21 protein-coding genes are annotated in these 22,237 nt (G+C 68.1%); 12 read left to right on the top strand and 9 right to left on the bottom strand.

Translation table 11 applies throughout. The features are described 5' to 3' along the window. Positions 1 to 42: 42 nt before the first annotated feature. Together ACYVN4_RS40200 and ACYVN4_RS40195 are read left to right on the top strand one after the other, a co-directional pair. Positions 43 to 543 (top strand): CGNR zinc finger domain-containing protein, encoded by a 501-nt coding sequence (locus ACYVN4_RS40200; RefSeq protein WP_460728658.1) that lies wholly within the window; start codon positions 43 to 45, stop codon positions 541 to 543. A gap of 15 nt (positions 544 to 558) precedes the next feature. Then, complete coding sequence (locus ACYVN4_RS40195; protein ID WP_460728656.1) at positions 559 to 1,191, top strand: peptide deformylase; 633 nt, start codon at positions 559 to 561, stop codon at positions 1,189 to 1,191. A gap of 7 nt (positions 1,192 to 1,198) precedes the next feature. On the opposite strand, the gene ACYVN4_RS40190 is transcribed toward ACYVN4_RS40195, so the two are convergent. Next, complete coding sequence (locus ACYVN4_RS40190; protein WP_460728654.1) at positions 1,199 to 2,875, bottom strand: tetratricopeptide repeat protein; 1,677 nt, start codon at positions 2,873 to 2,875, stop codon at positions 1,199 to 1,201. A gap of 38 nt (positions 2,876 to 2,913) precedes the next feature. Between ACYVN4_RS40190 and ACYVN4_RS40185 the strand changes: the two genes are divergently transcribed. The 4 genes from ACYVN4_RS40185 (at position 2,914) to ACYVN4_RS40170 (ending at position 8,111) form a co-directional block, all read left to right on the top strand. Continuing rightward, positions 2,914 to 4,959, top strand: a complete 2,046-nt coding sequence (locus ACYVN4_RS40185; protein ID WP_460728652.1) for a M3 family metallopeptidase — start codon at positions 2,914 to 2,916, stop codon at positions 4,957 to 4,959. A 74-nt stretch (positions 4,960 to 5,033) separates the two neighbouring features. After that, the gene (locus ACYVN4_RS40180) at positions 5,034 to 6,023 is read left to right on the top strand and encodes an alpha/beta hydrolase (protein ID WP_460728650.1); all 990 of its coding nucleotides are present in this window, start codon (positions 5,034 to 5,036) and stop codon (positions 6,021 to 6,023) included. A 140-nt stretch (positions 6,024 to 6,163) separates the two neighbouring features. After that, positions 6,164 to 6,394 (top strand): hypothetical protein, encoded by a 231-nt coding sequence (locus ACYVN4_RS40175; protein ID WP_460728648.1) that lies wholly within the window; start codon positions 6,164 to 6,166, stop codon positions 6,392 to 6,394. Between the two features lie 142 nt (positions 6,395 to 6,536). After that, the gene (locus tag ACYVN4_RS40170; protein ID WP_460728647.1) at positions 6,537 to 8,111 is read left to right on the top strand and encodes a hypothetical protein; all 1,575 of its coding nucleotides are present in this window, start codon (positions 6,537 to 6,539) and stop codon (positions 8,109 to 8,111) included. On the opposite strand, the gene ACYVN4_RS40165 is transcribed toward ACYVN4_RS40170, so the two are convergent. After that, positions 8,108 to 9,022 carry a TIGR03564 family F420-dependent LLM class oxidoreductase gene (locus ACYVN4_RS40165; RefSeq protein WP_460728645.1) on the bottom strand — a complete coding sequence of 305 codons (915 nt, stop codon included), beginning with the start codon at positions 9,020 to 9,022 and terminating at the stop codon, positions 8,108 to 8,110. The genes ACYVN4_RS40170 and ACYVN4_RS40165 overlap by 4 nt on opposite strands. Positions 9,023 to 9,240: 218 nt before the next feature. Here ACYVN4_RS40165 and ACYVN4_RS40160 point away from each other — a divergent pair, with 218 nt between their 5' ends. Together ACYVN4_RS40160 and ACYVN4_RS40155 are read left to right on the top strand one after the other, a co-directional pair. Then, the gene (locus ACYVN4_RS40160) at positions 9,241 to 9,363 is read left to right on the top strand and encodes a hypothetical protein (RefSeq protein WP_460728643.1); all 123 of its coding nucleotides are present in this window, start codon (positions 9,241 to 9,243) and stop codon (positions 9,361 to 9,363) included. Positions 9,364 to 9,494: 131 nt separating this feature from the next. Further along, the gene (locus ACYVN4_RS40155) at positions 9,495 to 9,965 is read left to right on the top strand and encodes a hypothetical protein (RefSeq protein ID WP_460728641.1); all 471 of its coding nucleotides are present in this window, start codon (positions 9,495 to 9,497) and stop codon (positions 9,963 to 9,965) included. Here the strand turns inward: ACYVN4_RS40155 and ACYVN4_RS40150 are convergent. From ACYVN4_RS40150 to ACYVN4_RS40140, 3 genes are all read right to left on the bottom strand, one after another. After that, on the bottom strand, positions 9,962 to 10,954 hold the full coding sequence (locus ACYVN4_RS40150; protein ID WP_460728639.1) for an SGNH/GDSL hydrolase family protein: 993 nt from the start codon (positions 10,952 to 10,954) through the stop codon (positions 9,962 to 9,964). The two genes, ACYVN4_RS40155 and ACYVN4_RS40150, sit on opposite strands and share 4 nt — an antisense overlap. Positions 10,955 to 11,000: 46 nt before the next feature. Beyond that, entirely contained in the window at positions 11,001 to 12,554 is a 1,554-nt protein-coding gene (locus tag ACYVN4_RS40145) for an ArnT family glycosyltransferase (protein ID WP_460728637.1), read from the bottom strand. A gap of 218 nt (positions 12,555 to 12,772) precedes the next feature. Further along, positions 12,773 to 13,405 (bottom strand): hypothetical protein, encoded by a 633-nt coding sequence (locus ACYVN4_RS40140; RefSeq protein WP_460728635.1) that lies wholly within the window; start codon positions 13,403 to 13,405, stop codon positions 12,773 to 12,775. A gap of 60 nt (positions 13,406 to 13,465) precedes the next feature. Between ACYVN4_RS40140 and ACYVN4_RS40135 the strand changes: the two genes are divergently transcribed. From ACYVN4_RS40135 to ACYVN4_RS40125, 3 genes are all read left to right on the top strand, one after another. Beyond that, positions 13,466 to 14,410 carry a LysR family transcriptional regulator gene (locus ACYVN4_RS40135; RefSeq protein WP_460728633.1) on the top strand — a complete coding sequence of 315 codons (945 nt, stop codon included), beginning with the start codon at positions 13,466 to 13,468 and terminating at the stop codon, positions 14,408 to 14,410. A 72-nt stretch (positions 14,411 to 14,482) separates the two neighbouring features. Next, a complete protein-coding gene (locus ACYVN4_RS40130) occupies positions 14,483 to 14,923 on the top strand; it encodes a hypothetical protein (protein WP_460728631.1) in 441 nt (146 codons plus the stop codon). Positions 14,924 to 14,932: 9 nt separating this feature from the next. Further along, complete coding sequence (locus ACYVN4_RS40125) at positions 14,933 to 15,646, top strand: GNAT family N-acetyltransferase (protein ID WP_460728629.1); 714 nt, start codon at positions 14,933 to 14,935, stop codon at positions 15,644 to 15,646. On the opposite strand, the gene ACYVN4_RS40120 is transcribed toward ACYVN4_RS40125, so the two are convergent. Beyond that, positions 15,627 to 16,250 (bottom strand): DUF4097 family beta strand repeat-containing protein, encoded by a 624-nt coding sequence (locus tag ACYVN4_RS40120; RefSeq protein WP_460728627.1) that lies wholly within the window; start codon positions 16,248 to 16,250, stop codon positions 15,627 to 15,629. The two genes, ACYVN4_RS40125 and ACYVN4_RS40120, sit on opposite strands and share 20 nt — an antisense overlap. A 128-nt stretch (positions 16,251 to 16,378) precedes the next feature. Here ACYVN4_RS40120 and ACYVN4_RS40115 point away from each other — a divergent pair, with 128 nt between their 5' ends. Next, a complete protein-coding gene (locus ACYVN4_RS40115; RefSeq protein ID WP_460728625.1) occupies positions 16,379 to 19,516 on the top strand; it encodes a BTAD domain-containing putative transcriptional regulator in 3,138 nt (1,045 codons plus the stop codon). Here the strand turns inward: ACYVN4_RS40115 and ACYVN4_RS40110 are convergent, their stop codons facing one another. The 3 genes from ACYVN4_RS40110 to ACYVN4_RS40100 form a co-directional block, all read right to left on the bottom strand. Then, positions 19,517 to 20,311: an ABC transporter permease gene (locus ACYVN4_RS40110; RefSeq protein WP_460728623.1), complete on the bottom strand. Its 795-nt coding sequence runs from the start codon at positions 20,309 to 20,311 to the stop codon at positions 19,517 to 19,519. It lies immediately after the preceding gene. After that, complete coding sequence (locus tag ACYVN4_RS40105; protein WP_460728621.1) at positions 20,311 to 21,252, bottom strand: ATP-binding cassette domain-containing protein; 942 nt, start codon at positions 21,250 to 21,252, stop codon at positions 20,311 to 20,313. The genes ACYVN4_RS40110 and ACYVN4_RS40105 overlap by 1 nt, the downstream gene beginning before the upstream one ends. A gap of 119 nt (positions 21,253 to 21,371) precedes the next feature. After that, a complete protein-coding gene (locus ACYVN4_RS40100; protein ID WP_379359856.1) occupies positions 21,372 to 21,872 on the bottom strand; it encodes a nucleoside deaminase in 501 nt (166 codons plus the stop codon). Positions 21,873 to 22,237: the final 365 nt, after the last annotated feature.

Genomic DNA, 22,237 nt, shown 5'->3' with positions numbered 1-22,237 from the left:
GGGCAGGTGGCGCACATGAATTCAGCTTGATGTAATGGTTCAGTGCACTTCAACCCTTACGGCGGTGTGGCCGCCGAATTGGCTGTTCGACTGGTGAACGCGGCCGCGGACGATGATCTCGGGCGGCTGCTCGCCGAGGCCGGGTACAAGCCGATCGGCGTGATCGATGCGCGGCAGGATGCCGAATTGCGCAGGTGGGCAGGCGTACTCGCGGCGGCGTTCACGGATCCGTCGGTCGAGAGGCTCAATGCGCTGCTGGCCAGCACGGCCGGGCGCCCCTATATCTCCGTGCACGACGGCCGGGACCCGCACCTGCACTACGCCGAAGAAACAGCGCCGGTGGACGAACGGGTGAAGGCGTACACCGCATTCGGTCTCGCGACACTGTTCTGCGAGGCCCCGACCCGAATCGGCCGCTGCGCCCGTGCCGGATGCGACATCGTTTTCGTCGATACCTCACGAAACGGCAAGCGCCGCTTCTGCACCACCCAATGCTCGACCCGGGTACACGTGGCCGAGCATCGCCGACGTTCCGCAAGCTGAAATAGGGTGGCGGGTATGGAGACTGCCGAGTTGGTCGCGGAGCTGGTCGAGACGTATCGGGGTGGTCCGGCACCGCTGGTGCAGGTGGGCGATCCCGTGTTGCGGCGGGTAGCGGAGCCGGTGGATGGGCAGGTGGGGGCGGAACTGCTGGGGGAATTGGTGGAGATCTTGTTCGCCACGATGGCAGCGGCTCCCGGGGTGGGAGTCGCCGCACCACAGATCGGGATTCCGTTGCGCGTCGCGGTGCTCGGGGATCCCGCCGACGTGAGCGAGGAGGTGGCACTGGCGCGGGGGCGACGGCCCCTCCCCGAGCTCGTCGTCGTCAATCCGCGATACACCGCCGATGCCGACGAGATCGGTTTCTACGAAGGCTGTTTGAGCATGCCCGGATACCAGGCGGTCGTACCCCGCCCGGAATCCGTGGTCGCGACCTACCAGGACCTGCATGGCGTCCTCCACACCGATCGGCTGACGGGCTGGCCCGCCCGTATCTTCCAGCACGAGACCGACCACCTCGCCGGGATCGTCTACCTCGACAAGGCGCAGACCCGGTCGATCAGCACCAACGACAATCTGCGGGAGCGGTGGGCGCAGCCGAGCCCTGCGGAAGCCGCACGGGCGCTCGGTTTTTCGCTCCCGCACGCCTAGGGTCGGCTCAGTGGCAGCAGTGGGTGTCGGGTTGGTCGGCTGGAAGTCGGCAGAAGCATGAGGCTTGGATCGGAACGTCCGCCAGAGCGGTAGCCAATTTCAGTTGTTGGGCGATGATGGCAGCCGCGTCTGTTTTGTCCAGGCGCAGCAGGCATTCGTGGTAGCCGTGCAGAGCCCAGACGTTCCCTGGATGCTGGCAGGCGCGGGGAAGGGTGTGGTCCAGGCCCAGGTCGGCGCGGTAGACGGACTCGGCTTCGGTGATGCGGCCCTGTTCCAGCAGGAGGGCGCCCAGGGCGTGGCGGGGTGGTTGCATCCAGCCCCAGGGCTCGTCGTAGGGCAGGGTGTCGCTGAGCTCGATGGAGTGGCGGAGGGCTTCGAATGCCTTGTCGTAGTGACCTTTTCGGTACAGAAGTTCGCCGTCCAGCATTGCCTCGGCGATGGCGAGGATGTCGCGGCAGGTGTTGTTGAACAGAGTTCTGGATTCCGATACTCGCTCGGCGGCGGCCCGGAAGAGTTCTTGTTCGCGCTGCGCCTCGTCGATGCGGCCGGTGGCGGAATAGGCGACGCCCTTGCCGTAGTGCAGCATGGCGGTCGTAACACAGTACAGCTCAGGGTCTTTCGGGAGTTCCAGGGCAATGAGGTCCTGCCACCGACCGAAGCGGATGAGGACATGGACGCGCATGGCCACGAAGCTCTCCAGCCAATCGGCCATGGGCGGGGATGGCACGCGCAGCAGTTCCTCCGGGATGGAATTCTCCAGCTGTGCTGCGGTTTCCAGGGCTGTCGCGGACTGGCCGAGGAACATCGCACCGTAGATCTTGAAGTGATAGTTGTGGGCTCGGTAGAGCGTGTAGAAGTTGAGCGCGCCTGCGTGGCGGGCGAACTTCTCGTCCGCGGTGATGGCGGCGGAATTGGCGGCCACCACACTGCGGTAATCACCGCACAGCACATCCAGATGCGAAGGCATGTGTTGCAGGTGTCCGGCGTCGGGGACCAGGCCGCGCAGCCGATCCGCCACCACCAGAGCCGATTCCGGGGTCGACGACATCTCCATCAGGTGGATGTAGAGGTGCAGAATGCCTGGATGCGTGCGTCCCGCTTCGCTACGCAGCGCCCGATCCAACACGCCCTTGGCCTCCCGTGTCGAGGCCCCGGCCGCGGATTCGCCGGTACGTTGGTCCCACAGCGCCCAGGGGGTCAGGTTCATCAGCGCGTCGGCGTACAGCGCGGCGACCTCGAGATCGTCCGGGAAGCGCTGGTAGACGGTGCGCATCGCGTCGGCGTAGTCCTGGTTCCAGGCTGCCTGATCACCCTCGGCCTCGGATTGCGGGTATCGGGCGCAGAGGGCTTCGGCCAGCGCCCGCTCGACCGGTGTCGCGGTGTCGGCCAGGGCGAGTGCCCGTCGTGCCGCCTCGTGCGCGGTGACCACCGTGGTGGCGAGCTCGTCCGCGTCGAAGAACTCCCAGGGCTTGTTGTAGTTGGGACCCAGCGCGAACGCCAGACCCCACTGCGCCAGCGCGCAGACCGGATCCGCCTCCAGCGCCCGCCGGAAACACTGCACGGCCTCCTCATGATTGAAGGCATAGGTCCAGATCAAGCCCCGGTCGAACCACAGCCGGGCAGCGGGCGAAGAGGTCGTGACGGGCCTCGAATACGAGCCCAGATCGAAGTAGTCCGTACTCATTCCATGATCGTGCCAGCTGCCGGAATAAGGTGGCGGGTATGACGAGCAACCCGTTCATCGAGCGCAGCACACTGCCCTACGAGCTGCCGCCGTTCGCGGAGATCAGCGAAGAGCACTATCTGCCCGCCTTCGAACAGGGGATGGCGGAGCAACTGGCCGAGATCGCCGCGATCACCGCGCTGGATGAGGACCCGGGCTTCGTTAATACCATTGCGGCGCTGGAGACTTCGGGCGCAGTCCTGACTCGGGTGTCGCTCGTCTTCTTCAACCTCGTGTCCTCGGACACGAACGAGCGCATCGAGGCGATCGAGGCGGAGGTCTCGCCGCGGTTGGCCGCGCACGCGGACGCCATTCATCTCGACCCTGTGCTGTTCGGTCGCATCGACGCGCTGTACGAACGCCGCGCCGATCTCGGGTTGGATGCCGAGCAGACGCGGCTGCTGGAGCGCTACCATCTGCGCTTCGTGCGCGCCGGGGCGCGGCTGGATGCGGCGCAGCAGACCCGTCTGCGCGAGCTCAATGCGGAACTCGCAACGGCCTCAACGGAATTCGGGCAGAACAACCTGGCGGCCACGAACGCTGCAACCCTGATCCTCGACAGTGCAGACGAACTCGCCGGGCTCACCCCGGCGGCGGTGGCCGCCGCGGCCGAGAACGCCAACACCCTGGGGCACCCCGGTAAATGGGCGCTGAGCTTGCAGAACGTCTCCAATCAGCCGGTATTGGCCGAACTGGCAGACCGGTCGGTGCGGGAACGGATGATGGCGGCGTCACTGGGTCGCGGCTTCGGCGCGAACGGCGACAATGCCGCTCTTGGAGCCCACATGACGGCCTTGCGCGCCGAACGGGCAGAGCTGCTGGGCTATTCGGATCACGCCTCCTATGCGGTGGCCGATCAGACCGCGAAAACTGCTGCGGCAGTGGAGGACATGCTCGGTCGCTTGGTGCCGCCCGCGGTCGCCAATGCCGAACGGGAGGCGGGCGAGCTCACCACGGCCCTGCGAGCCGCCGACCCGGATGCCGAACTGCGCTCCTGGGATTGGCAGTACTGGTCGGAAAAGCTTCGCGCCGAACAGTTCTCGGTGGACGGCGAGGTGCTGCGCCCCTACCTCGAGCTGGAGCGGGTGCTGTGGGACGGCGTATTCCACGCGGCCGGACTGGTGTACGGGCTCACCTTCCGGGAGCGCGCAGACCTGATCGGCTATCACCCGGAGGTGCGGGTGTTCGAGGTGTTCGACGCCGACGGCAGCGCCCTGGGCCTGTTCCTCGGCGACTTCTTCAAACGCCCGTCCAAACGCGGTGGCGCGTGGATGAATTCGCTGGTCCGCCAGTCGACACTGCTGGGGCAGCGGCCCGTCGTGGTCAACAACCTCAATATCGTGAAACCGGCCGAGGGCGAGCCGGCCCTGCTGACCTGGGACAACGTCCGCACCCTCTTCCACGAGTTCGGGCACGCCCTGCACGGATTGTTCTCGGATGTGGTGTACCCGTTCTTCTCCGGCACCGCGGTGCCGCGCGACTTCGTGGAATTCCCGTCGCAGGTGAACGAGATGTGGATGGCGCGCCCGGAAGTCCTGGCCAACTACGCCCGCCACATCGAGACCGGCGAGCCGATGCCCACCGACCTGGTCGAGCGCATGATCGAGGCGGAACGCTTCGGTGAGGGTTTCCGTACGGTCGAATATCTGGCCGCGGCGCTGCTGGACTGGGCGTGGCATCGTCGCACCGCCGCCGAGGCGCAGGCACACACCGATGCCGCGGCGTTCGAGGACGAAGCCCTGCGCAAGGCCGGTGTCGCGCTCGCCGCGATCCCGCCGCGTTACCGGACCGGATATTTCGCACACCTCTTCGCGGGCGGTTACGGGGCCGGGTACTACTCCTACATCTGGAGCGAGGTGCTCGACGCCGACACCGTGCAGTGGTTCGACGAGGGCGAGGACTCGATCCGTGCGAAGGGCGAGCGGTTCCGCGGCGAATTGCTCTCGCGTGGCGGCTCGGTCGACCCGATGGAAGCCTTCGCCGCCTTCCGTGGCCGCGCACCGGAGATCGAGCCGCTGTTGACCCGCCGGGGCTTGCATCGATAGCTGATTCGATTGAGGCACAGCCGATTCCCGCTGGGATACAGTGATTCCTCGGAGATCAACCGGGAGGGGTGCTGATGCTGGGCGTAGTGCGATCCGAGGGACACCGGACGTTTCGCGGTGTACTGAAGCGGTTCGCCACCGTTGCCGCCGCGGCCGTGCTGGTATCGGGGCTGGGGGCGGCGCAGGCCACGGTCGGCAGCGGGCGGGCCGCGGCTGCCCCGGCGGGTGGGTATCAGGAACTGTGGGTGCCCTCCAGCATGGGGCCGATCAAGGTGCAGGTGCAGTGGGCCGCGCACGGCGGCAGTTCGGCCCTGTACCTGTTGGACGGGTTGCGCGCCCCCGGTGACCACAACCAGTGGACGTCCGACACCGACGCGTTGCGCCAATTCGTCGGCGACGACGTCACTTTGGTGTTCCCGGTCGGCGGGCACTCCAGCTTCTATACCGACTGGAAGCGGCCGAGCAGCACCAACGGGCAGACCTACACCTACCGTTGGGAGACCTTCCTCACCGAGGAGCTGCCCAACTTCCTTGCTGGCTACGGTGTTTCGCGCACCAACGATGCGATCGTCGGGCCGTCCATGGGCGGCAATGCCGCGCTGACGCTGGCCGCCCACCACCGTGATCAGTTCCGGTTCGCCGGATCCTTTTCCGGCTACGTGAATCCCACGTTCCCGATGTGGAACGAGGGCATGCGCGCCGCCATGCGCGACGAGGGCAACTTCAACCTCGACGACATGTGGGGCCCGATCACCGATCCGGCCTGGAACCGCAATGACGCCACCGTACAGGCCGAGCAGCTGCGCGGGCTGCCCCTGTACATCTGGAGCGGCAACGGCGTCCCCACGGGCGCCGACCTCCCCAACGGCCTGGGCAACACCATCAACGCCATGGCCCTGGAGGCAATGACCCAGACCGCCACCCAAATCCTCCGAAACCGCCTCGCAGCCTTGGGAATCCCCGCCCGCATCGACATCGGCCCGGGCACCCACACCTGGCCCTACTGGCAGGAGGCCCTGCGCACCGCCCGTCCGATGATCCTCGACGCGCTCGGCACACACTGAGAACGAACAGCTTTCGGCCATCGCGGCCGAGATCCCTCTCGGCCGACTCGAATGGCTCTTGCGTAGAATCGTTGTGGCAGTGCACAATCCCTGCGTCAAGATTGTTTTCGCCGCCTGCGGGCGGTTTGGGGAGGGACACTGTGAACGTCAAGAGTGCGTTCGTTCGGGCGGCGCTGGGTACCGCGATCATCGGGGCGGCGGTCGTGACCACCGCGGGTGTTGCGGGTGCCGAGGTGCCGGTGCAGGCGGGCGACAATGTGAGCCAGCAGAACGCGGACATCAGCGGGTATGGGTCGGGTAGTGCCGCCGGGTCCGGGCATGCGCTCGGGGACATGATCGGTCGACTGCTGTTCCACAACGACGACAACTGACCCTGCGGGTCGCCAGCGCCCGTGACCTCGGTAGAGGTCACGGGCGTTTTCGTTCCGCGTGGGGTTCACCGTTCGGGGCGTGCGGCGGGCTACGGTACGCGCCGTAGGGATGGAGATTCCCGGGTAGAGGAGCGGTGTGCGGATGGGACGCTGGGCGGGCGGAGTGCGGGTCGTGTTCGTGGTCGGCTGCGTGCTGGCGGTGGCCGGGATGCCGACGGCGGGCGCCGATCCCGATGCGCAGTCGCGGCCGCTGGGCTGTGTGCCCGAGATCGGGACGCTGCAGATCATTCCGCCGCTGCCGGGGCTGTTCCTGCCGCTGCCGAGTATCAAGGGCCCGTCGGAGTTCGATGATCTGCCGCTCGCACCGGCGGGGCTGGATTTCCCTCCGGCAGTGGAATTGCGGGACACCACACAGGGTTTCAACAACGTCGTCGAGGTAGCGCTCCGTGGGGGTGCGCTGTATGCGCGTCCACGGGGTCAGGGCGGTCCGTGGCGGGCGGTTGCCACGCCGGGCTGCCTGAGCGGGCAGATCGTCGCAATGTCGTTGAACAACAACATGCTTGTGGCCGCGGACGCGAACGGGTGGATCTACTCGCTCGACAATCTGCTGTCGGGTCCGCTGCTGTGGAACTGGACTTACTCCTACGGCGCACCCATCTGGCTGTGGCCGGGCGACCGGGTCGCGGCAGCGGACCTGCCCTCGCAAACCTGGGCGATCAGCCATCGCATGTCGACGAGTTTCGATGACGCGGAAGGGAATCGGCATCCGACGACCGCCGGGCTGGTCGAATTGGTCAGCCTCACCGGCGACGGATCACGCATCGTCTATCAGGACCCGTGGCTACCCCCGGACCGCAGCTACGAGATCGGCGGACCGCTGGGCGGGCGCTTCATCTCGCAGTCGCTGTCGGTCTCGGGCTCGGTCACCTTCGTCATGAACCGCTACGGCGACATGTACACCCGCAAGTACGACCTGGATATGGCCGGGGCCAACCACATTCCGGGCCGCTACACCTGGCAGGAGCAGGGCAACAAGCCGTCCGCGCCCAACCAGCTGGTGGAACGGTTCGACCCGCAGTACGCCGCCATCGCCCTGCCCGCCCAGGACTGGATCGCGCAACCGAAGATCCCCGGCGAGATCACCGGCCGCATCTCCGTGCACGACAGCGGACCCGCCGTGGAGAACCGGGAATTGCGCGTCGAGGGCCGCCGCGACGGCGTCACCGGCTACTGGTTCAAGGATCTCGCCGCCCCGGACTGGCAGTTCACGGCGACGAATCAGCCACTGCGGCAGTCCATTCTGGCCGCGAACCCGGCCGTCGATCAGTCCTCGCTCACGCTGGCACCGGAGAGCGAGCTGTCCTTCCGTGGCGCGCTCCCGGCAGGCTGGACCCTGGCCGTCGACCATTTCGATTGGGCCCAAACCAAACACGCCGTCACCCTCACCTCCCCCACCGGCCACGCCTACCCGATCGCCCTCTACACCACCGATCAACTGCGCCTGCTCCCCCGCGGCGAAGGACTCGACCAGAACCCGCGCGGCCTCGAAGGCGCACTCGACCTGCGCCCCGCCGACCCCCGCAACCCCGACAACGCCGAACTCGGCCAGTTCATCGACTCCACCCTCAACGGTCAGCAGATTTACGAGGTGAAGGTCGAAGCCACCGATTCACGCCTGGTGATCGACCCGCTCGGCAGCGTTCTCGACCGCGTCTAACCCAGGCCGCCGAGTTCGCCTGCCAGGGCCCAGGTTCGGCGCTCGTCGGCGGGGCTGCCGAGGTCGGTGCTGGTCAGGACGACTTCGGTGGCTCCGGCCGCGTAGTAGCGGCGGATCCCGTCGGCGACGGTTTCCTCGTCACCGATGAGCGCGAGTTCCCCTGCCCGGGACGCGCCCTCCAGTTCGATGGTCCGGCGGTAGGACGGCACCTGCTCGTAGAACGAGAGCCGCTCGAGCGCTTGCGCGCGGGCGGCCTCGACATCCGCGGTGACCACGGCGGGGACGAAGGCGACCACACGCTGGGGACGAGTCGACGCCCGGGTGAGCGCCGGGACGATGTGCCCGGACAGGCCCTTCGGACCCGCCAGGAACGGCAGAATGCCGTCCGCGAGTTCGCCGGTGACCCGCAATGCCTGCGGTCCCATCGCCGCCACCAGGACCGGTGGGCGCGGCTGCGCTCCCGGCAGCGCGGTCGGCCAGGGCGGGGTGGCGGTCAACAGTTCGCCGTGGAAGTCGGCGGTGCCGGTCTCGAGCAATTGCGTTATCGCGGTGAGGAATTCGCGCAGGCGGGCGATCGGTCGATCGAACGGGGTACCGAACGCACCGGCGACGAAGGCCGAGCCGACGGCCAAGCCCAGGTGATAGCGCCCGTGCGTCGCAGCCTGCGCGGTCTGCGCCTGCGCGGCGACGATCAGCGGATGTCGTCCGACCACCGGAATGGCCGACGTGCCGACCTGCAATCCGGGCACCTCACGCCCGACGATGGCGGCCAACGCGGGCGAGTCGTAGTCCATCCGCTGCCCGAACCACACCGAGCCGACACCGGATTCGTGCACCGCCCGAGCCTGGGCCACCACCGCGTCGACATAGTTCTCCGCATTCGTTGCGGCAAGCGCAATTCCGAGAGTCATGCCTTGGGCAACCCGCCCACACGCACGAGTGTTCCCCTTGCTGATGATTGAAATCAGCTAGAGTGCAACGGTTTCAGCGATCAGCTCAGCGGCGATCGCGTCGAGATTCGCGTTCATACGAATGTTTATAACAAATGTTTGACACATTCGTCCCAGGGGATGGGATGAACTGCTGCATATACTGATCGGCGGTTTGACGACCGTCCAGGAGGTATGTGGTGGGGGGCGATTGGCTGCTGGGCCTCGCGTTCGGGACGACGGCGACCGCCGCGGCGGGGCTGGAAATCGCTGCGGGACAGGTGCTGCCGATCCGGCTGCCCGCGGCGCGCTGCTCGCGGTAGTCGGCCCGGCTCCCTCGTATCAGGCTCCACAACAAGCGATTCCACAGTGGAATTCCGCACCGGCGCGCCCACGTCCGCCCGCATCCCGAACGGCCTGGATCTGGGCAGCCGCCATAACCACGATTGTCGTCATGATCGGCGGAGCAACGGCCGTCATCCTGACGGACCACGATGACCACACCACCGCCGCGACCGACACCACCACAACCCGATCTACGGCAACGCGCCCGGCCACCACGTCACCGACCGCCGCCCCGCTTCTCACCTCCACCGCCGGAACCCCTGATCCGGCAGCGTCATCCACACCGCCGACCCCTGCGTCCACCACCACCGAGCCGCCGCCCACGACCACGACCACACGGACCGTTCCGGCCCCGACGCAGCCGGTTGCGCCCACGCAGCCGAGTCCTTCGGAGGAAGTTCCGACGACGGATGTCCACGAAGCCGCCATTCGAGGAAGCTGCAAGGGTTTTCTGCAGCAGGTCGATACGTTCCCGGGCGGCATCCAGGGCATGCGAGATCACATCGCACGGCCGTTCTACCTGACCCCGGATGATTGGGACGAGGTATTCAGGCGCTTGGCCAGCGGGTCGTGCTATTAGCCGATACGGCTGTACACCGCACCCGCCACGGCGGCATCGCCCCGCGGTGAGGGATGGAACGGCAGGCCGACCAGGTTCACCTTCGGATCCAGCGCGCCGAGCACCCACGGATCCGCCGAGCACAGCCCGTGTCCGGCCGTGGTCGTCCGGGCATCGACGAAGTCGATCGAAAGCAGCTGGGCCGCATCGCGTTCGGCGTCGTCGACCTTGTTCCAGAATTCGTTGATGGCGCTGCCGCGCGCCTGCACGTAGCGGAACACGCCCAGCACGTCGAGGCACCAGTCGCTCGAACCGGCCGGCGCCAGTTCGGGATAGCCGACCAGCTCGATCTTCGCGTTCGGCGCGTAGTACTTCACGTAGTCGACGACCTTGCGGACCCGGTCGGCGTAGGCCGCGCCGTTGACCGCGTTGAGGTCGGGCCACCGGCCCTGCGTCACCGCGTCGGCGTCACAGCCCTGGGCGAGATTGAACGCGCAGGTCAACTGGGCGGGCGCGTCGGCGGTGGTGGCCGAGTCGTGCGGCCATTCGTCGTTGGCGCCCAGCTGGATCGCCACCACCTTGGTGCGCGGCCCGAATGCCCCGTCCTTGGCGGCCTTGATGGCCAATTGGGCCAGGGTGTAGCCGTCGCGGCCCGGCACCTGCTGGCCGCTAGCGGTCACCGGCCCGCTGTCGATGGAAGCGTTGGTGCAGGTGGCGTTCTCGAAGTCCGCGGCCTCGACACCCATCAGGGTGCTCAGCTGCACGGGCCAGGAGGTGTCGCGGTGCAGGCATTCGTGGGCGGCGGCGTCACCGTTGCCGTCGCATTTCACCAGCACGCCGTCGCAGGGCGGGTTCGCGGCGAACGAGTCGCCCATGACCACGAGCGTGCGACCCGCGGCCGGAGTCGGTTCGTCGGCCGCGGCGACGCCGGGCGCACCGGCCGCCGCGAGTACGGCGACGATGGCCGCCAGCCGAAGCGGCAGCACCGCTCCGAATTTGTTCTTGATCAAGGCAATTCCTCCACGACAGAAAATAGCGTGCGGATCACACCCTCGCTCACGAAGCCGGCGGGACGATCATGTAGGTCAGTTTCGGCCAGGCGATGGACATCGGAACCAGCGGATCACGGCAGATCCACACGGTCACGTGGTGGTTCTGCCCGGCGATGCCGAGCGGATTGTCCATCTGCAGAACCGGTGTGGCATGGGCGAATGCGGCCAGGAAGGCCCGCTGTTCCGGGGCGTCGTTGTAGCCGACGTACAGGAAGGTGCGGGCCGAGTCCGGCGGCGGACCGAATTCGCCGAAGCCGCGATTGGGGCTGTAGACGGGCGGAATCCATTGGGACCGCCGGTAATGGTCGAGCGCCCCGGCCTCGTTGTAGGCCTCCGTGACGACCACGGCGTCGGCCTGGTCGGCGGGCGGCAGACCGATCGCCACCCCGTGCACCGCGTCGGCCAGATCGGCCCAGTCGTCATTGCCGTAGTGCTGCAGGAAACCCCCATAGCCGTTGTTCGGCACGGTGATCCAGCTGCGCGGGTAGGGCAGCGTCGCCAGCGCCGCGGTCAGCACGGCGGAGGCGACGATGAGGCCGGTGAACAGTCGCCGCAATCCCGCTCGGGCGCCGTCGGTTTCGAGGAGGCCGGACAGGGTCGCCGCGCCCGCACCGAAGATCGCCGGAACGATTCCGGCGACATAGTAGGACCGGCCGTGCTCGGCGACCACCAGCACGATCATCAGCAGACCCGCGACCAGCACGAACCGGTACGGCCGCAGCTTCGGCGACCGGGCCAGGCCGTAGAGGCCCAGCACACCCAGTCCGCCGCCCAGGAATCCGGTGGTGATCATGATCGCGGCCACGGTCCCCCACTGCCCGCCGTCGCTGCCCGCCGTCTCCTTGGCGATGGCGGCATTGGTCGCCAACTGCGGCCAATGGTGGTGGGCCTGCCAGAGCAGGGAGGGGGTCATGGCCAGCCCGAAGATCAGCAGCCCCAGCCAGAGTGCGGGCCTACGCAAGATCTCGCGGGGTCCGGCCACGAGCATGCCAAAGCCGAGACAGGCGGCCAGCATGAGCACCAGCCATTTGTCCTGGACATCGATGGCCGCGACCACGCCGACGCCGATCAGCAGCCGATCGCGGCGGGTGCGCACCCAGCGCACGAACAGCCAGACGATGGTGGCCTGCAGGGCGACGTCGAGGGCGACGCTGTCCAGGACGGTGAAGGCCACCACGAACGGTGAGGCGGCATAGCCGGCCGCGGCGAGGAATTGGTAGCGCGGCCGGGCCCCGCATTCGAAGGCCACGGCGGCCGCCAGCACCGATACCGCGATCAGCAGCAGCAATCCGGGAATCCGCAGCGCGAGCACCGACCCGGGGGCGATCAGGTCGCACAGCCGGGCGATCAGCGGGATCGCGGGACCGTTGTCGACGTAGTCGACCGCCAGCCGCCGACCGCACGCGAGGTAGTACAGCTCGTCACCGGCGAGTTGGAACCGGGCCGCGGAGACCGACCAGACCAGCGTGATCAGGCCGGAGATCAGCAGGACGCCACGCCACGCGAAAACCACTGGTGCGGTGTGTGATTCGGGTTCCGAGGTAAAGGTGAGCGTCATTGCTGAAACAATCCTCATCGTGCGACGGCCAGGTCACATCCGGCAGCGATCGTGACGCGGGACACAGCACCAGACAGGTAAAGGAAAATATCCTTATTTCACTTTGAAGGCAAGCGAACGCCCGGTTCCCCTCGCCACCCCCAGGGGCCGGAGCTCATCACCCCGGCCCACCTGCGCCTATTCCACCGCGAGCGTCGACATCGACCCCGACGCGAGCGTCAGAGCGTGCCGTTCTCGATGTCGCGCTTCAGCGCCGCCTGGTACGCCTGATGCGACGAGATGCCGTTGTCCGCGGTGTAGGACAGCAGCAGCGCGTTCGCGGTGAAGGTGATGTGCTCGACCACCGTCGTGCTCCCGTTGCCGTTGTCGGTGAACGAGATCTTCTGCTGCGTGATGACGCCGGGATCGTCGTAGCTGTTGGTGGTGTAGTAGCGGTCGGCCGGATGCAGCGTCTGCTCACCCTGCGTCTTCGCGGGATAGTCGACCGACCCCATCGGCACGTTCTCCAACGCCGTGAAGTCGTTGGTCGTGGTGACACCGTCGGTGCAGGTCTTGTGCATGATGATGTCCTGCAGGAACGGATGCCGCCCGATGTCGTTGCGCAGATTCGAGTACACCGACCACACCTTGGCCAGCGGCGCATTGATGGTGACCGGCAGATCGACGGTCCGCGACGACTGTCCGGAGGACGGGCTCTTCTGCGCCGCCTGATAGGAAGCCCACCCGGTTTGCCAGCCGGGCGTGTAGGCGTTCGGCGTATCGGTACAGGTAGGTGCGGAATCCGCTTGCGCCGCCGGTGAACCCGTCACGGCGAACGACAGGGCCAGGGCGCAGCCCAGTAGATATTTCACGGGCGTGACTGTAACCGGTTCTCGCACGGAAAGATCATCTTCCGTCGATAGGGTTACCGGGTGGAAATCAACGGCGTGCGCACCTTCGTCGCGGTGGTGGAGGCCGGACAGTTCCAGGAGGCCGCGTTCACGCTGTCGATCACCCAGCAGGCCGTGTCCAAGCGCATTGCGGCCCTGGAGCGGGACCTGGGTGTGCGGTTGTTCGCGCGGACTGCGCGCGGCGCCGACCTCACCGCCGACGGGCGGGCGCTGCTGCCGCACGCGCGGGAATTGCTGCGGGTCGCCGAGCGCGCGGCGGCGGCGGTGCGGCCGGGGCGGCGGGCGCTGCGCGTGGACGTCGTCAACCGGCGCATCGTCACTTCCGTTTTGCTGCAGGACTTTCACCGCGCCCATCCGGACATCGGGTTGGAGGTGGTGACCCTCGACGGGGATGCCGACGCGGCGATCGCCGCCGTCGAGAACGGCACGATCGATGCCACCTTCCACGCCGTCACCCCGCAGCGGCGGCTGCCCTCGGCGATCGAGTCCACACCGGTGATCCAGGAACCCCACGAACTGCTGGTCGGCCCCCGCCACCCGCTCGCCGACGCGGCGGCCGTGACACCGGCCCAACTCGCCGGACACCGGGTATGGATGCCCGGGCTGCCCACCGGCGGCGAGGTAGCCGACTACTTCGCCGAACTCGCCGCCGCCTTCGGGCTGACCATCGACGTGCTGCGCCCACTCTTCTCCAAAGAAGCACTGCTGCAGGAGATCTCGGAATCACCCGAGCTGGCCACCCTGGTCGGCGCGGACACCCGCTTCCTGTGGCCGGACAGCTACGACCTGCGGCGCATACCGATCCACCGCCCGGCGCTGATCTACCCGCTGTCGATCATCTGGCGCACCGGCAATCCGCATCCCGCCCTGCCCGCACTCCGCGCCTACCTGGCGGCCCGGCGGTCGGACTCCCCCGGCACCGAGCACTGGACCCCGTCCTGGCGGCACCATCCCGAGCTGCCGTGACTGCGCCGGGCCGACAGCGTTTCGTCGGTCAACGGTGACCTTGTGATGACCCGCCTGACCTAGGCTGGGGCGATGGGCCAGCAGATGCCCGTCCCTCGGGGCGGGACTCCAGCGGTGGTACGGACGGCCGGGGCACTGGTCGCCGCCGAGGGCGCGGTCGGGGTGGCGGCGACGATTCGGGTGGCCTGGCAGCTGGTGACCCGGTCCGGCTCCCCGCACGCCGGGAATCTCACCGGCGCGGCCCTGCTCATCGGATTGGCCGCCGCGGTGCTGTTCTCCGGGATCGAATTGATCAGGGGACGCTGGTGGCCGCGCACGGTCGCCACGATCACGCAGATTCTGCTGCTCGGTCTGGCCTGGCTGACCATCATGAGAGGTCACCCCGCACTCGGGTACCCCCTGGGATTGCTTGCCCTGATCGTGCTCGGATTGCTGTTCTCGCCACCGTCCAACCGCTGGATGGCGACCCCGTACGACCTGTCGCCCGCGGCCTGGCACCCGAACGGTCACTAGTCTGACCGCATGTCGCCCGATACGTCGTCAGACCTGCGAGAGACCTTGGAACCGCCGCGTTTTCAGCCGGTTCCCGATCCCCGGCCCGAGGACGAGGTGTGGCCGGAGATGACGTGGCCGGTGCCGGAAGGAACGGAGCTGCGCGGGGAGACGGTGGAGCTGACCCCCGTCGATCCGGCGGCGGACGCGGCGGAACTGTTCCGGGCGCTCGACCACGACGCGGCCTGGTCGCATGTGCCGAAGCGGTACGCGGACGAGCGAGAGTTCGAAGACCTGCTGCGGCAACTGAATTCGCTGACGGACTGGCAGCTGTGGACGGTGCGGACCCGGCGAGAGGTGGCCGGCGTGCCCGCCGGGGCGATCGTGGGCGTCACCGCCTACCTGGATGTCCGGGCGCGTGATGCCGGGCTGGAGATCGGATTCACCGTGTACACCCCGGCCGTGTGGGGTACCACGGTGAATCCGGAAGCCAAGCTGCTGCTGCTCGGGTACGCCTTCGACACGCTCGGGGTGGGCCGGGTCCAGTTGAAGACCGATGTCCGAAACCAGCGCTCGCAGCAGGCGATCGCGCGCCTGGGCGCGAAATACGAAGGGACGCTGCGCCGTCAGTTCCGGCGCGAGGACGGCACGCTGCGCGACAGCGTGCTGTTCTCGATCATCGCGGAGGAATGGCCGGAGGTCCGGGACCGGCTCACCCGGCGCCTCACGCCGCATGCCGGATGATGATGTTGCCCATGGTGTTTCGTGCGATCACCTGAACCGTGTCGACGCTCGCCACGACCGGGGACAGCTGGTTGTGCACGACCTGCCCGTTGGTTTCCAGCCGCGCCGCGCTGCCCGGGTCGATGCCGACCTCGAGTTCGCCCATGGACGTCTCCAGCCGCATGACCCCGCGCACGGCCGCGCCGATGCGGATGTCGCCCTTGGCGGCCTTCGCGGTCACCGAACCGCCCGGGCGGTCGACGACGATCTCGCCGACGGCGATTTCCAGTGCGGTCTCGCCGAGTTCGCCGGTGCCGTGGATGCTGCCGACGCCCGCGCTGCCGGTCAGCCGCGAACCGGTGGGCACCGCGATGGTCACCTCGATCGAGGGGTTGCCGCCGAAGGGCGTGTAGGTGCGCCACTGCTTGGGCGTCTTCACCGTCAGCACGCCGTCGGCGAAGTCGACCCGGGTGAGCTCGGCGGCGCGCACGTCGCCCTTCTTGGCCGGGTCGGCCGGGCGCACCTCGACCACGGTCTCGGTGCGGTCGGAGGCGTCGACGGTGACGTGGCCGGACAGGATCTCGACGGTGACGGCGATCGGCGCGGAGGTCTGGAAGGCGGGCATGACTGGCTCCTCGGGGATGGTGTTGCGGTCGTTGTGAGAACCACTGTCGCCGCCGGCGCTGATACCGACCTGACACCGATCTGACACGCCCGCTCTCATCACGGCAGAATGTCCGGGTGCAGATCGGGATGCTTGGACCACTCGAAATCCGGAAGACCGACGGCGGATTGCTCGAGGTGCCGGGCGCCCGGTTGCGCGCGCTGCTGGTCGCGCTGGCCATGGAGCCCGGACGCGCGGTGCAGAAATCGACGCTGGTCGACTGGATCTGGGGTGAGCAGCCACCCGCCGACGCCGCGAATGCCTTGCAGGCGCTGGTGTCCCGGCTGCGCCGGGCGCTGCCGGACGGCGCGATCGGGGTGGAGGCGGGCGGCTACCGGCTGACAGTGAAACCCACCGACGTCGATGCCGTGCGGTTCGAGCAGCTGCTGGATCAGGCCCGCGGCGGTGACGACGCCCGCCGCGCCGACGCCCTGCGCGAGGCCCTCGAATTGTGGCGCGGCACGCCGATGCAGGACATCGACATGCGCGACAACGAGGCCTTCGAGGCCGCCATCACCCGCCTCGAGGGGCTGCGTGCGGCCGCCCAGGACGACCTGTACGAGGTGGAGATCGGTCTCGGCCGCGGCCCCGGGCTGATTGCCGAACTGACCGAACTGGTGGCCCGTAATCCGCTGCGGGAGCGGCTCGCCGCCGCCCTGATGCGGGCCCTGGCCGCCGCGGGCCGGGTCACCGAGGCGCTGGCGGTGTACCAGCAGACCCGCGAGACGCTGGCCGACGAGCTGGGCGTCGACCCCTCGGCGGACCTGTCCGCGCTGCACGTCGCGCTGCTGCGCGGCGAGGTGGGCGCGCAGGCCGAGGAGGACCGCCGCACCAATCTGCGGGCCGAATTGACCAGCTATGTCGGCAAATACGCCGATGTCGCCGCCGTGCGCGATCTCATCTCGCACCATCGGCTCACCACGGTCACCGGTCCGGGCGGCTCGGGTAAGACCCGGCTGGCGCTGGAAACCGCGCAGACCCTGCTCGAAGATCTGCCGGACGGGGCGTGGCTGGTGGAACTGGCCTCGCTCGGGATCGGCGACGATGTGGCCCAATCCGCGCTCACCGCACTGGGATTGCGCGATGCCCTGCTCGGCGGCGGCCCCAACGCCGAACCCATGGACCGCCTCGTCGCGGCCCTGCGGGACCGCGAAACCCTGCTGGTGCTGGACAATTGCGAGCACATCATCGAGGCCGCGGCCGCCTTCGCGCACCGGCTGCTCGGCGAATGCCGTCGCCTGCGCATCATCGCCACCAGCCGGGAACCGCTCGGCATCACCGGCGAGGCGCTGTGGCAGGTCGAACCGCTGAGCCTGCCCGCCACCGACGACCCGGCCGCGATCGCCTCCTCCCCCGCCGTGGAACTGCTGCGCGACCGGGCTGGCGCGGTGCGCAAGGACCTCGGCTCCGACGCCGCCACCCTCGCCACCATGGCCCGCATCTGCCGTGCGCTGGACGGGATTCCGCTCGCGATCGAGCTGGCGGCCGCGCGACTGCGCACCATGTCCCTCGAACAGCTCGCGCACCGGCTCGACGACCGGTTCCGCCTGCTCACCGGCGGCAGCCGCACCGCGATCCCGCAGCATCGCACCCTGCGCGCGGTGATCGACTGGAGTTGGGAGCTGCTCGGCGCGGCCGAGCGCACGGTGCTGCGCCGGCTGTCGATCTTCGCGGGCGGCGCGAGTCTGGAAGCGGCCGAACAGGTTTGCGCCGACCTGGTAGAGACCGGGGACACGGTCGAGCAGTGGGAGGTGCTGGAGTTGCTGACCGCCCTCACCGAGAAATCGCTGCTGGTCGCCACCGAGGACCGCTACCGGATGCTCGGCACCATCCATCAGTACGCCCGGGAGCGGCTCGACGAAGCGGGCGAAGCGGATTCGGCGCGCCGGGCGCATCTCGCGTACTTCACCGCCCTCGCCGCGACCGCGGATCCGCTGCTGCGCCGGGGCGCCCAGTTGGAGTGGCTGCTCACCCTCGACGCCGATCACGACAATATCGCCGCCGCCATGCGCGGCGCGCTGGCCGTGCAGGACGCCGACGGGGCGGCCCGCCTGGCCGCCGCGGCCGGGTGGTACTGGTGGCTGGGCGGGCACAAGTCCGAGGGGATGGAGCTGGTCACCGCCGCCGCCGAGCTGCCCGGCGAGGTCGATGACCACACGCTGGCAACGGTTTACGGGCTGGTCGTGCATTTCGGCACCACCGGTCTGACCGACCAGTTCGCGGTGGAGGAGTGGATCACCAAGGCCAGTCGGCACGGGCAGAGCAGCCACGACGGCGACCGCCATCCGGCCCTGGCCTTCGTCGTCGCCCTCGAGCGCACGCTGCACGGCCCCGAGGAGATCCTGCCCGCCTTCGAGGCGCTGCTCACCGACGCGGATCCCTGGGTGCGGGCGCTGGCGCGGCTGCAACTGGGCAAGATGCGGGTGGTGCTGGGCCAGGACGGCCCGGAGGTGGACGAGCAGCTGGAACGATCGCTGGCCGAGTTCCGGGCCATCGGTGAACGCTGGGGCATCTCGTTCGCGCTCACCGAACTCGCGGAGCGGCTGGCCATGCGGGGTGAATTCGCCCGTGCGGTCGAGTATTTCGACCAGGGCATCGAGGTGGTCACCGAGATCGGCGCCAGCGAGGACATCGCCCGGATGCGGTCGCGGCAGGCCCAACTGCTCTGGCTGCTGGGCGATTCGGCGGGCAGCGCGGCGGCACTGGCCGAGGCGCAGCGCTGGGTCGACCGCACCTCCTGGCCCAGTTCCCTGGCCCAATTGGCCTTGGCGCGAGCCGAACTCGCCTACTGGGGCGGTGATGCCGCCGAGGCGCACCGCCAGATCGCTGTCGCCAGAACGCATGTCGGCACCGGTGTCGAGCAGGCGTACTTCAACGCGGGCATCCACGATCTGCTCGGGTATCTCGCCGAGAGCCCGGCCGAGGCCCGGAAACACCGCAAGACCGCGCTGGGCGCGGTCTCCGAACAGGCGGCCGCTCCCCTGCTGGCCAAGGTCCTCGTCGGCATTGCTGATCTGGCCCTGCGCGACGACCGGAACGAACTCGCGGCGCGGCTGCTGGCCGCCAGTGCCGCGGTGCGCGGCATGCCCGACCGCTCCCAGCCGGAGGTGGAGCGCATCGAGCGGGAAACACGAAGTCGCCTCGGTGAAGTGGATTTCACCGAGGCGACCAAGGTTGGTGCGGAATCGAATTGGCAGGAGCTGGCGGAGGCCGCCTTCGCGGACTGATTACGTCCGCTTGTTGAACGTGGCACGCGACCAGAAGTAGCCGACGACCGTGAACCCGACGCACCAGGCCAGCGCGGCGGCGGTGTAGCCGCCCGACGGGTGTCCGGTGAGAAACCCGCGCAGGGATTCGATGATCGGCGTGAAGGGCTGGTACTGGGCGAACTGCCGCACGCCCTGGCCCATCTTGTCGGCGGGCACGACCGCGCTGCTCAGGAAGGGCAGCATGATCAGCGGCACCACGGCCATGCCCGCGGATTCCGGGGTCTTGGCCGCCATGCCGAGCGCGACGGTCAGCCAGGAGGCCGCGAACGAGGTGGCCAGCATGACGCCGATCGCGCCCAGCCACTCCGCCGCCGAGGCGGGCGAACGGAACCCGAGGGCGAATGCCACACCGATGACGGCGGCAATGGCGATCACATTGGTGACGATGGTGGCGGCCACGTGGCCGGTCAGCACCGCGCCCCGGGAGACGCTCATGACCTTGAACCGGTTGATGACGCCCTTGGCCATGTCGGAGCTGACCGACACCGCGGTGCCGGAGAGCCCGTAGCTGATGGCCAGCAGGATCATGCCGGGGGTGGCGTAGTCGACGTAGTGGCCGCCGACGCTGAAGGCGCTGCCGAACACGTAGACGAAGATCAGCATCATCACGACCGGCATCAGCGCCGCGTTGAAGATGGTGACCGGATTGCGGGCGATGTGCTTGAAGTTGCGGCGCAGCATGACGATCGAGTCGGACAGTGCGCCGGAGACGGTGGCGGGGGCGACGGTGGTGGGGGTGGCGAGGGTGCTCATTATGCTTCGGCCTCCGTGGTGGCGTGCCCGGTCAGGGCAAGAAAGACATCGTCGAGATCGGGGGTGTGGATGGAGACGTCGTCCGCCTCCAGGTTGTGGTCGGCGAGCCGATCCAGCAGGGCCCGTAGGGCTTTCGAGCCGGTGCTGCCCGGCACCCGCAGGGCCAGGGCGTCCTCGTCGCGGGTCGCGGTCGGCAGGATGGCGGCCGCGGCGTCCAGGTCGGCGAGCTGGGTGAAGCTCAGGCGGACATGGGTTCCGGGCACCCGGCGCTTGAGCTCCTCGGCGGTGCCCTCGGCGACGATGCGGCCCTGATCGAGCACCGCGATGTGGTCGGCCAGCTGATCGGCCTCTTCGAGGTACTGGGTGGTCAGGAAGATGGTGACGCCGTCGGCGGTCAACTCCCGCACGATGTCCCACATGGTCCGGCGGCTGCGCGGATCCAGGCCGGTGGTGGGTTCGTCCAAGAAGACGATGTTCGGCCGGGTCACCAGCGTCATGGCCAGATCCAGCTTGCGGCGCATACCGCCGGAGTAGGTGGAAGCCTGCTTACCGGCCGAGCCGGTGAGCTCGAAACGCTCGAGCAGTCCGGCCACGACCCGCTTGGCGTCGGCACCCTTCAACCGGTGCAGATCGGCCATCAGGCGCAGGTTCTCCTCGCCGGTGAGCAGATCGTCGACCGCCGCGAACTGGCCGGTGACGCCGATCGAGGCGCGCACCGAGCGGGCCTGGGTGGCCAGGTCGTATCCGGCGACCGAGGCGGTGCCGCCGTCGGCCTGGGCCAGCGTGGTCAGCACGTTGACGGTGGTGGTCTTGCCCGCGCCGTTCGGGCCGAGCAGGGCGAAAATGGATCCGGCCGCGATGTTCAGGTCGATGCCGTCGAGAACTTTCTTGTCCCCGTAGGACTTCCGCAACCCGGAGGCGGCGATTGCTGTGTTGTTCATGCCGCTTACTTTGGCCAGCCGCCCTGATACGGACCTGACACCGGCCTGACATGCCCCCTGATACCGCAAACGGCGGCACGACCCGAAGGTCGTACCGCCGCTGAGCTGCGCGTATCGAGTTAGTAGTCGATCCGGTCGGTCTTGGCCAGCCACGCCTCGAAGGGGGCGTTGGCGTTCGGCAGCTCGAGGCGCTCGATGGTGGTCGGCCAGTCCTCGCCCGCGGGCTTGGTCTCGAACAGCTCGTAGAACTTGCGATCGTCGAAGCCGGCGACGGCGGCATCGTGCCGGTCGGCGGCGAAGATGATCCGGTCTACTCGCGCCCACAGGGCCGAGGACAGGCACATCGGGCACGGCTCGCACGAGGTGACGAGCACGCAGCCCTGCAGGGAGAAGGTGCCCAGTTCCTTACAGGCGGCGCGCATCGCGCTGACCTCGCCGTGCGCGGTGGGGTCGAGGGTGGCGGTGACCTGGTTGTGGCCGACCGCGACGATCTCGCTGCCCTTGGCGATCAGGGCACCGAACGGGCCGCCGCCCTTGTGAACACTCGTGGTGGCCAGCTTGATCGCCTCGTCGAGCCAGGCGCGCTCGAGCTCCTGCAGCGTCACTTCGGTCGCGGTCATGGTCACTCCTCTATGGATAGGGCAGGGACTCCGGGGAAGAAGTCCACGGCACTGATCCCTTACGTTGCTGCAACTGTGTGATTAGGAGTACACAGCGCGGCGGGGCCTATCAGCTAGGGCGGAATCCATGAAAAGGGTCCTTACCTAGGACCCCTCTTTCGTAGAGAAGGACGAAACGGGTGCTTTTGCCCTGGTCAGAGGGTTGCAATTCTGGTACGGATCGGCAATTTCCGGAATTTCCGTGCGGCGCGACCCTGAAAATACCGTCTTGATAATCATTCACGTTGCGGCACAACGCTTTTCGCAAGAATTGCGTTGGTGTGACTCTACGAAATACCCGCTGTGACCCGGGCCACTGTTCGTGG

The organism is Nocardia heshunensis (assembly GCF_054782115.1).
This window is presented reverse-complemented; position numbering and strand designations above follow the sequence as displayed.

What these genes read in the sequence shown, in the direction of transcription:
- ACYVN4_RS40195 (WP_460728656.1), top strand. Translation starts at nt 559, where the DNA reads ATGGAGACTGCCGAGTTGGTCGCGGAGCTGGTCGAGACGTATCGGGGT.
- ACYVN4_RS40190 (WP_460728654.1), bottom strand. Translation starts at nt 2,875, where the DNA reads ATGAGTACGGACTACTTCGATCTGGGCTCGTATTCGAGGCCCGTCACG.
- ACYVN4_RS40185 (WP_460728652.1), top strand. Translation starts at nt 2,914, where the DNA reads ATGACGAGCAACCCGTTCATCGAGCGCAGCACACTGCCCTACGAGCTG.
- ACYVN4_RS40180 (WP_460728650.1), top strand. Translation starts at nt 5,034, where the DNA reads ATGCTGGGCGTAGTGCGATCCGAGGGACACCGGACGTTTCGCGGTGTA.
- ACYVN4_RS40170 (WP_460728647.1), top strand. Translation starts at nt 6,537, where the DNA reads ATGGGACGCTGGGCGGGCGGAGTGCGGGTCGTGTTCGTGGTCGGCTGC.
- ACYVN4_RS40165 (WP_460728645.1), bottom strand. Translation starts at nt 9,022, where the DNA reads ATGACTCTCGGAATTGCGCTTGCCGCAACGAATGCGGAGAACTATGTC.
- ACYVN4_RS40155 (WP_460728641.1), top strand. Translation starts at nt 9,495, where the DNA reads ATGATCGGCGGAGCAACGGCCGTCATCCTGACGGACCACGATGACCAC.
- ACYVN4_RS40145 (WP_460728637.1), bottom strand. Translation starts at nt 12,554, where the DNA reads ATGACGCTCACCTTTACCTCGGAACCCGAATCACACACCGCACCAGTG.
- ACYVN4_RS40130 (WP_460728631.1), top strand. Translation starts at nt 14,483, where the DNA reads ATGGGCCAGCAGATGCCCGTCCCTCGGGGCGGGACTCCAGCGGTGGTA.
- ACYVN4_RS40125 (WP_460728629.1), top strand. Translation starts at nt 14,933, where the DNA reads ATGTCGCCCGATACGTCGTCAGACCTGCGAGAGACCTTGGAACCGCCG.
- ACYVN4_RS40120 (WP_460728627.1), bottom strand. Translation starts at nt 16,250, where the DNA reads ATGCCCGCCTTCCAGACCTCCGCGCCGATCGCCGTCACCGTCGAGATC.
- ACYVN4_RS40115 (WP_460728625.1), top strand. Translation starts at nt 16,379, where the DNA reads ATGCTTGGACCACTCGAAATCCGGAAGACCGACGGCGGATTGCTCGAG.
- ACYVN4_RS40110 (WP_460728623.1), bottom strand. Translation starts at nt 20,311, where the DNA reads ATGAGCACCCTCGCCACCCCCACCACCGTCGCCCCCGCCACCGTCTCC.
- ACYVN4_RS40105 (WP_460728621.1), bottom strand. Translation starts at nt 21,252, where the DNA reads ATGAACAACACAGCAATCGCCGCCTCCGGGTTGCGGAAGTCCTACGGG.
- ACYVN4_RS40100 (WP_379359856.1), bottom strand. Translation starts at nt 21,872, where the DNA reads ATGACCGCGACCGAAGTGACGCTGCAGGAGCTCGAGCGCGCCTGGCTC.